Source organism: Pedobacter agri PB92 (assembly GCF_000258495.1).
Classification (GTDB): domain Bacteria; phylum Bacteroidota; class Bacteroidia; order Sphingobacteriales; family Sphingobacteriaceae; genus Pedobacter; species Pedobacter agri.
The window spans coordinates 36,826-43,246 of the sequence record NZ_AJLG01000014.1 but is presented as its reverse complement, the minus strand read 5'-3'; the positions used below and the strand labels follow the sequence as shown (position 1 = coordinate 43,246).

The following is a 6,421-nucleotide window of genomic DNA, read 5'->3' as shown; positions in this document are numbered from 1 at the left end:
AGAAAGATTTTAAGCTACCCGTTACGGTAGTAATCATTAAGTGTTTTACTTTGAATTGTAATTCGCTGTGGGTTGGATCTAATGCCCATTTAGTAGTTGCCATATCTTTTTGTTTTTGAGATGTTTAATATTTACAACACAAAAGTACAGCAAGGATTTTGGCTTGAAATTGATGTATGGTAATTAAAATTAGTGAATGAGAGAATTAGCAAATTAGTGGATGAGAGAATAGGATTTCGATTAGTCATTCAATCATTCAAAATTAACTGATTTAAATTTACGAAGGCCTGAAGTGTTTATTGGCTAACTCTTTTCTTACCCGGCTAAGCGATTCTGGTGTAATACCTAAATAAGAAGCGATCATCCATTGCGGAACCCGTAAGGTGAGGTTTGGATATAACTTGATGAAATCGAGATAACGTTCCTCGGCAGTTGCGCTTAAAAGCATGTTAATCCTCTTCTGCATGAAGCGGATAGAATTATTTAGCAATCTGGTGTGCATGGGCTGTAAACACGGAACCTGTATGGCTGCCTGTTCCATAAAATCATTTGGCATAATGATGACTTCTGTCGCTTCGATGGCATCAATAAAAAATACGGATGCTTCATTATTCATACTATTCCGATCGGAAATCAGCCAGTTTTCTGGGGCAAACTGTAATATGTGTTCTTTGCCTTTTGAATCAATAGAATATGCCCGCAGTAAACCCTTGCAAACAAAGAAACCGTGTTTAGTAATGTCGCCGGTATATTGAATGATTTCGTTTTTATCAAACTTCTTTATCTTTAAATCCGTAGAAATGCTGTCGAATTGTTCATCAGTTATTTGTATTTTTTCTTTAAGGTAATTTTTAAACTGATCAATCATAAAAGAGAACGATTACTTTTTAGTAGGCTTAATATCAGAAAAATCGACGCCACATTTGCAATTGCCACCGCAGCCATCTTTTTTAACCTGTAGAGATTTGTAAACCAAACGGCCAACATATACCAATGCAACCGCAAAAAGTAAAAAGACTAAAATCGTTTGCGTATCCATGAAACAAATATAAGCTGATTTTGCGGTTTTGAATTCAGCAGAATGTAAAAAGGTTATTCCTCCATAAAGCCAACCGTTCCACCTACCCAATCAAAATCTGCATTATAACGAACACCTATCATTTTTCCCCGACTTAATCTTGCTAAATTGATACAAAGTTGCGGTTCGCCGCCATCCGGCCACAAATACATCATCCTGATTTCCGCCTTTACACCACCATCGGGCGATTGTACTGCTGGCTCGTAGTTTACTTTTCGCTGTAAAATCCAGTTTTCAGGATCAGGAATTTTATTGATATCTGCTTCAGTAACATCAATAATTACGCCCATACCAGCAAAGGAGAAAAGTGGTTTCAAAACATAGTTTTCCAAATCTGCAGGAACACTTTCAACCTGATCTAGAAAGCGGGTTTCCGGAACGAATTCACTGTTTAAAAATGGCATGGTGTATTTGCTGATTCGGTAAAACCAGTTGGGATGGGTGACCCATTCAATATCTAATTCTTCCCGCGGATCGAAGCTGTCTTTAAAAATGTCACTATTTCCAGCAACTTCATCAAAAATTAAACGATTATAAATCCGCTTCAATTGAATCTGCTGGCCATCTTCTTCATAGAATAATTGTTTGCCAACTTGCTTAATGTCTTCAAGCGCCAGAATTTTAATGCCCAGCATTTTCTGTGTGACAAAAAAGTCGATAGCTGTTTTCTGATTTGGGGCATCAACATCCATCAAAGCCACTTCATGTGGCTGATGTTTACCTATAATAACTTCTTTAAATAGTTTGATGTATTGCTCCTCGTCAAAACCATTTAAGAAATGATTGGTTGAATGATCAATCTCAAAACACTTCCTGAAAGTATTTGATAGATGAATCTGGAAACCATAAAGTGATGGAAACCCCTGCATCTCGATAAGCATTGGGGTTAACTTACCTGCTTCGTTTTTGCAGATGCCGAAATCGAAGGTTAAAAAATGTGGTTGCTCATTCTCGTTTGGTACATTCCAGTCAGCTGGAATTGATTTTTGTGTCAATTCCTTGAAATTTGGCTGCTTAATTAAATTTATGATTTCTTCGCCCGCGGCAATCAGTTTTTCCTTCAGTGCTTTTGTTACAAACACAGGTGTTTCTGCTACGCGAAAAGGAATTTCAGGATATCCTTTTTCAAGCTCAAGCATGAAATTTTTATACTTTTCCTGGGTAAATTGCTGGTTATATTTTTGACGTTGAGCGGGTATCATAATTTGAATATTTTGTTGAACAGCCAAGCCATTGATTGGTATGATGCAATTTTACACTATAAGTTGATTAGCTTTAAGATTGCTTCGTGCGTCGCAATGATAGCTGATTAGTGATTATGCCTCCTGCAAATTTCCTATCGCTTTGCTTAAAAAATTGGGAAGAATAACACTTTGCGTTAATACAATTCTTGCCGGATCATCTAAACTATTGAGCATATCTAAATATTTCTGCTCTCCATGTAAATCGACAATGGCTTTCTTTTTTTCATCCTGAAGCAAATACATTTTCATGCCAACAGGATCGGCTTCCGGGTGAAACTGTGTGCCGATAATTTCATTAGAGAAACGGATAGACATCATACACCGTTCTAAATTAACGTGCTTGCGCTCTTTTTCTATAGCTAAAAGTTTAGCGCCTTTCGCATCGAACGCAGCAAAATCAGGCTCTATTACCTGCCAGTCTCTGCTATCAACAGAGAAAAATGGATTAGTGATGCCGCTAAAAATTTCATCCTTTTCGCCATCATCCGTTAAGGTGATCGGGAAAATGCCAAACGCATTTGAGCGCCTTTCGGTAACATTTCCTAAAGCATATTTTCTACAAGCCAGCTGAAATGAATGGCAAATTAAAAATGCATATTTCTTTTGATCGCTGTTTGCACTATTGAAGGCCTCAATCTGATCCAATAAATTAAAAAAATCATTCTCCCACTTTTCTCCCTCACTTTCAACCGGGCTGCCTGGGCCGCCGCTCGAGATATAGGCATCGTACTCAATGCCAGGTATTTCGCCTTTTTGCCTTAGATCGAAAATATCGAAAGAAAGGTTGATGTTATTGTCGTTTTTAAACCGGGATAAAATTTCCTGAATTCCCCGCATACCCTGATTAGGTGCGCCGTTATTCATATCAATAACGGCGACCTTTAAACCTCTTTTATCCATGATAAAAATTACTTTGCGCCTATAAGTGTTTGAGTAGTAATGTAGTCTACTACCGATTCAAAGTTACCAGTTTGTTGGTAAACTGCCAACTGTCTGTCTGCACCGGTGCCATGCTCCAATATCTTATGGACGTAATTTAAATCGTTTCGGCAACCCAAATCATCAACAACATCATCCACGAAATCAAGTAATTCTAAAATCAGGTTTCTGCAATTCACTTCCATTTCTTTTCCGAAATCGATTAAATTTCCATCAATTCCGTATCGGGCAGCACGCCATTTGTTTTCATTAATTAAGGCTCTGGAATAACTGATGAATTCCATATTTTGCAAACGAAGTTTATATAATTTTGCACACAGCGCCTGGAATAGTGCTGTGAAGGCCATTGTTTCATCGATAAGCATTGGGCAATCGCAAATGCGGAACTCAACGGTGTCGAAGAAGGGGTGTACGCGAATATCCCACCAAATTTTCTTTGCATTATCCATGCAATTGGTTTTGATGAGCAATTTTACATAGTTGTCGTAATCTTCAATGCTATTAAAAATATCAGGAATTCCAGTACGTGGAAACTTATCAAAAATCTTAGTTCTGAAAGATTTATAACCCGTATTTCGCGATTCCCAGAAAGGAGAATTGGTTGATAAAGCAAAAACGTGTGGCAAGAAATACCTAACCTGATTGGCGATGTGTATGGCCAATTCACGTGATTGGAAACCAACGTGTACGTGTAAGCCGAAAATTAAGTTTGAACGAGCTGCCTCCTGCAACTCGTTTACAATTTCATTATAACGGGGATGTTCTGTAATTAACTGTTTTTCCCAATGTGAAAATGGGTGTGTTCCGGCTGCGCCGATTCTTAAACCTTGCTCTCCTGCAAGCTGAGAAACCGTATATCTCAACTGAGAAATTTCTTTACGGGCCTCTTCTGTGGTTTTGCAAATGCCTGTACCTACCTCTACAACGGCCTGGTGCATCTCTGCTTTAACCTGGTCTTTATGGATTTTTTGTGCGGCCTCTACAATTTTTTGGTCATGCGAGGTAAGTTCCCTGGTAACGGGATCAATTACCATGTACTCTTCCTCTATGCCAAGCGTGAATTCATTCATTCTAGTAATATTTGGTTATTATCCCTTTTTATTTTATTGGCTTTTTCTTCGCAACTGGTTTGGTTTCTGTTTTCGGTTCAGCTTTTGGTTTTGCAGGTGCTTTTTCAACTTTTGCTTTAGGCGCCTCTACCTTAGCTGCTGCTTTTGGAGCAGTTGGCGCCGTGGTTTTTGCGATGAGTGGTTTACCTGCAACTGATGCTTTAATGTATTCTCCCCAGGTTAAATTATCCTGACCCGGTTTTTGAGCTTTTGCTCTTTCGATGGCATAGTTTGCTGTTGTTTCCACTACCCAATCAAAATTTTCCTGACCAACACTTTTAATATCAGCATCGGGAGCAGGGTTGCAGAAATCAATGGCGATAGGCACGCCATCCCGCACTGCGAACTCTACTGTATTGAAATCATAACCTAGGTACTGGCATAGTTTCAATGTATATTCTTCAACCGTTTTCAACAATTTAGGGTCTGGCGTTTTGCCATCAACCGCATAACGCAAATGGTGCGGATTGCGTGGCTCATATTGCATAATACGAACATGTTTTCCGCCGATACAGTAACATCTGAAATATTCATCAAAAATTATTTCTTCCTGCAAAAGCATCACCAGTTGTTCCGTTCCGCTATGTTTATCAAAGAAATCTTCTTTATCATGTAATTTATATACATCTCTCCATCCTCCGCCATCGTAAGGTTTCATATAAGCTGGGAAACCCACATAATCAAAAATCGCATCCCAATTTAACGGCATGGTTAAGTTTGAAAAGGATTCGCCGGTGGTGCCTGTTGGATGTTGACGTGATGGAATTAAAGCCGTTTTCGGAACCGGAACCCCAATTTGTTCAGCCAACGCGTTGTTAAAAAACTTTTCATCAGCACTCCACCAAAATGGATTGTTGATTACCGCTGTTCCGGTAATGGCAGCATTTTTTAACGATGCCCGGTAAAAAGGAACATCCTGTGAAATACGGTCGATGATTACCGCGTAATCTAATGGACTGTTTTGAAGTATCTTCTCAATTTTAACTGCTTCAGCGCTAATGCCTTTCTCTGCTTTCTGATTAATTCTCTCTACAACGGCTTCAGGAAAAGAGCGCTCCTGGCCAAATAAAATCCCTATTTTTTTCATTGATACTATTTAAGTTTTATTGTAAAATTCATCAACCGTTTAATCGGTTAATTGTATAAGTAGTTTAGTAGTTAATTGTTTTACTGTAAACTGGTAATTTATAGCTGGGCGATATAATTAGGAAACATTTCCCGCCAAATCGGCCAATCGTGATCGGCATTTTGACGAATGTCCAGCCAATGATTAATGCCTTTCTGGGCCAAAATACCCGATAAACGCTCATTGTCAGGTCTGCACATATCTCTATCGGTTGTACCAAGTACAATTTTCATATAATGAAGTTCCGGATTGCTGTTATTCATCAGGTTATCAACAGGATTATTGAAGTAAACATCATCATTATAAAAACCGTCTAACTGCCCTGAAATGTCAAATGCTCCACTCATGCTAAACATATGACTCACCAACCAGGGGTGCCTAAAGGCAAAATTGGCAGCATGGTATCCACCGAAACTGCAGCCAGCAGTAATAATTTTGCTGTGCCCGGTTTCGTGTCTGGCTAAAGGTGCAACTTCCTCCAGTAGATACCTGTCGTACCAAATGTGATTTTTTACTCTATCTGCGGGATGTATGCTTTTGTTGTACCAGCTTAATTTATCAATGCCATCCGGACAATAAATCTTGATCTTTCCTTCATTAATAAATCCCTCTACAGAATCTATTAATTTGAAGTCTTTGTTTTCGAAATATCGTCCCATACTCGTTGGGAACAGCAGAATAGGGATACCGCCGTGACCAAAGATGAGCATGTCGATTTCAGCACTTAAATTCGGGCTGTACCACTTTTTATGTTCTTCTTTAACCATATATAAAATTGAATGCTTTAAGATAGATATTAAATTGAATAAAAAGAATCTAATCCTCCTAAAATGTCTCATCATGCAAAAATCTGCTGCTGATAATTAATAGTTTATCAAGATTTGTACCTTTGCAAAAATTTTGAGGCTGTGGCGAGCGATATGAG

At 38.6% G+C, this 6,421-nt stretch carries 8 protein-coding genes; all 8 read right to left on the bottom strand.

All coding sequences use genetic code 11. The features are described from left to right. Positions 1–103: YceI family protein (locus ON09_RS24990; protein WP_010599729.1), on the bottom strand; the 103-nt coding region annotated here is incomplete at its 3' end. A gap of 174 nt (positions 104–277) precedes the next feature. Continuing rightward, positions 278–868 (bottom strand): Crp/Fnr family transcriptional regulator, encoded by a 591-nt coding sequence (locus ON09_RS03770; protein WP_010599728.1) that lies wholly within the window; start codon positions 866–868, stop codon positions 278–280. Positions 869–880: 12 nt separating this feature from the next. Then, complete coding sequence (locus ON09_RS24725) at positions 881–1,039, bottom strand: FeoB-associated Cys-rich membrane protein (protein WP_010599727.1); 159 nt, start codon at positions 1,037–1,039, stop codon at positions 881–883. Between the two features lie 53 nt (positions 1,040–1,092). Further along, on the bottom strand, positions 1,093–2,280 hold the full coding sequence (locus ON09_RS03765) for an ATP-grasp domain-containing protein (RefSeq protein WP_010599726.1): 1,188 nt from the start codon (positions 2,278–2,280) through the stop codon (positions 1,093–1,095). A gap of 114 nt (positions 2,281–2,394) precedes the next feature. Next, complete coding sequence (locus ON09_RS03760) at positions 2,395–3,222, bottom strand: type 1 glutamine amidotransferase (RefSeq protein WP_010599725.1); 828 nt, start codon at positions 3,220–3,222, stop codon at positions 2,395–2,397. An 8-nt stretch (positions 3,223–3,230) separates the two neighbouring features. After that, a complete protein-coding gene (locus ON09_RS03755) occupies positions 3,231–4,331 on the bottom strand; it encodes a carboxylate-amine ligase (RefSeq protein ID WP_010599724.1) in 1,101 nt (366 codons plus the stop codon). Positions 4,332–4,359: 28 nt separating this feature from the next. After that, positions 4,360–5,457: an ATP-grasp domain-containing protein gene (locus tag ON09_RS03750; protein WP_010599723.1), complete on the bottom strand. Its 1,098-nt coding sequence runs from the start codon at positions 5,455–5,457 to the stop codon at positions 4,360–4,362. A gap of 98 nt (positions 5,458–5,555) precedes the next feature. Then, the gene (locus tag ON09_RS03745) at positions 5,556–6,263 is read right to left on the bottom strand and encodes an esterase family protein (RefSeq protein ID WP_010599722.1); all 708 of its coding nucleotides are present in this window, start codon (positions 6,261–6,263) and stop codon (positions 5,556–5,558) included. Between the last annotated feature and the right edge of the window lie 158 nt (positions 6,264–6,421).